This is a genomic window from Endozoicomonas sp. ALE010 (assembly GCF_049310165.1).
In the GTDB taxonomy this organism is placed as follows: Bacteria; Pseudomonadota; Gammaproteobacteria; order Pseudomonadales; family Endozoicomonadaceae; genus Endozoicomonas.
This window is the reverse complement of record NZ_JBLYNV010000178.1, coordinates 1-1,738: the sequence shown is the minus strand read 5'-3', so window position 1 is coordinate 1,738 and position 1,738 is coordinate 1. Positions and strand designations below refer to the sequence as shown.

Below are 1,738 nucleotides of genomic sequence, written 5' to 3'. Positions count from 1 at the left end.
CGTAATACTTCGGTTTTTTGTATTTATCCGTCAAGCCAGCCTTGAGATCAGCTTCTTTCTGTTTAAGATAACTCTGCCAATCAGCTATATTCTTATCAATTTTAGGTTTGGCTCGATAGTAGTACTTTTCAAAGATATAGCCGCCACAGTCAATGTATCTTTCACTCTCTCCTCCCCTTAATTTCCAAGATACTTCCACATCTCTATTTTCAAGAACACTGAAAACAACTCCCCCCCAGAAATTCTTTGGCAGCATTTTTTTTAAATCCAGTTTTTTCTTCAACAATGTCCCATTTCCTATATTCTTCCATTCTATCAATACATACTCGGGTAGCTCTCTCATTGAGAGCGAAACAGTACCCGCTGTATGCCCAATATTAATTGGTCGAGAAGCATTTCTATAAATAGGATATATTTCCCGACCTTCGACACTGAGTACTCTTAGCTCATATATTGGAGTATCTGAATCATTTTGCACAACAAAATTGTAATACTTCATTGCGTTACACCCTGTCAAAAGGAACATAGCAGTAGTTATAAGAATAAGCCCCTGCCCTATTACTTTAATATCAGCTACTTTCATCACGCCTAAGCACCCCATTGTCATATAACCACTGTGTATACTTAGTCATATCAACCATTCCTCGAACATCGTTATCCTGAGGACTTTCAATGATCATGTGCTCCAGATCAGGAAATTGTGGAGCTGTTGACTGTCTCTGAGTCTGTCGTAATGGTTCTCTTTGAATGCAGTTTCCGTTTCGATCTTCTCTAAGACAATTCTGCCCTGGTGTAAAATTTGGATCGTTTGGATAATAAATATCCCTGTCCCCACGGGCCAAGAAGCCTCTTTTGTCATGGATCAATGGATTTTCGACTGTTTTATACTCATCATCGAGATCTCCCATTGACACACCAGCAGACCCTGCCTGCTGAACCATCCACTGAAGAGGAATATCGGATAAATCACCTTCTTTCCAACCTCCACCAATATCAGAATGGTCTCCTATAAAGCCCTGTTCCACAATCTGACCAGAAGTCAAAGAAGCACCTTCGACTGGTGAAACTGAAGTGAGTGGGAATAATGCTCTGTGTTCATTTAATGCTACTGCGTGAGCCACATGCCCTATTCTGCTATCCACTGTGAAGTCATAACCAATATTGATATGATTCCCAGGTAACCCCATTGACCCAACAGTATCAAAGAGTCCCATAAAGCGAACATTCAAGGGATTACAGGTCGTTACGTTAACCCAATAATTACTATCCATCCTATCAAAAATTTCATTTGAGAACTCACGCGCTGCAGCAGCTCCTCGACTAAAACCAACAATATCAATATTTCTGTCCCAAGATACGTCGTTTACTAGTTCATCCAACTTAAATAGAGCCTCGTCGACCCTTTCTCTTGAACCATATCCAAATAATCCTCCTACAATAAAATCAATACCATCTCCTGTGCCTACACCTTCTCTATACCAAACTTGTTTTGGGTTATTCAGCTCATAAGAGTCAGCAAATTTGGCCACATTAGTTTCTAGCTTGGAACGGTCATTCATAGTCCCATCAAAAGCAAACAAAAACAGTCCCAATGGATCAGTACTGACCAGCGGATTACTGTTCACATAGGCATAGGTATTGATACCGCCTCTCAACCCTATGGGATCACTCTGGCTGTATCGCCCCGTTTCCGGGTCGTAGTAACGGTGGTAGTTGTAGAACAAACCGCTTTCATGAT

At 41.0% G+C, this 1,738-nt stretch carries 2 protein-coding genes; both read right to left on the bottom strand.

The window, feature by feature from the left end; genetic code table 11:
- A partial coding sequence (locus ACO6UY_RS24610; RefSeq protein WP_422491685.1) for a hypothetical protein occupies positions 1–586 on the bottom strand: 586 nt, incomplete at its 3' end.
- A partial coding sequence (locus ACO6UY_RS24605; RefSeq protein ID WP_422491683.1) for a phospholipase effector Tle1 domain-containing protein occupies positions 570–1,738 on the bottom strand: 1,169 nt, incomplete at its 5' end. The genes ACO6UY_RS24605 and ACO6UY_RS24610, both read right to left, overlap by 17 nt.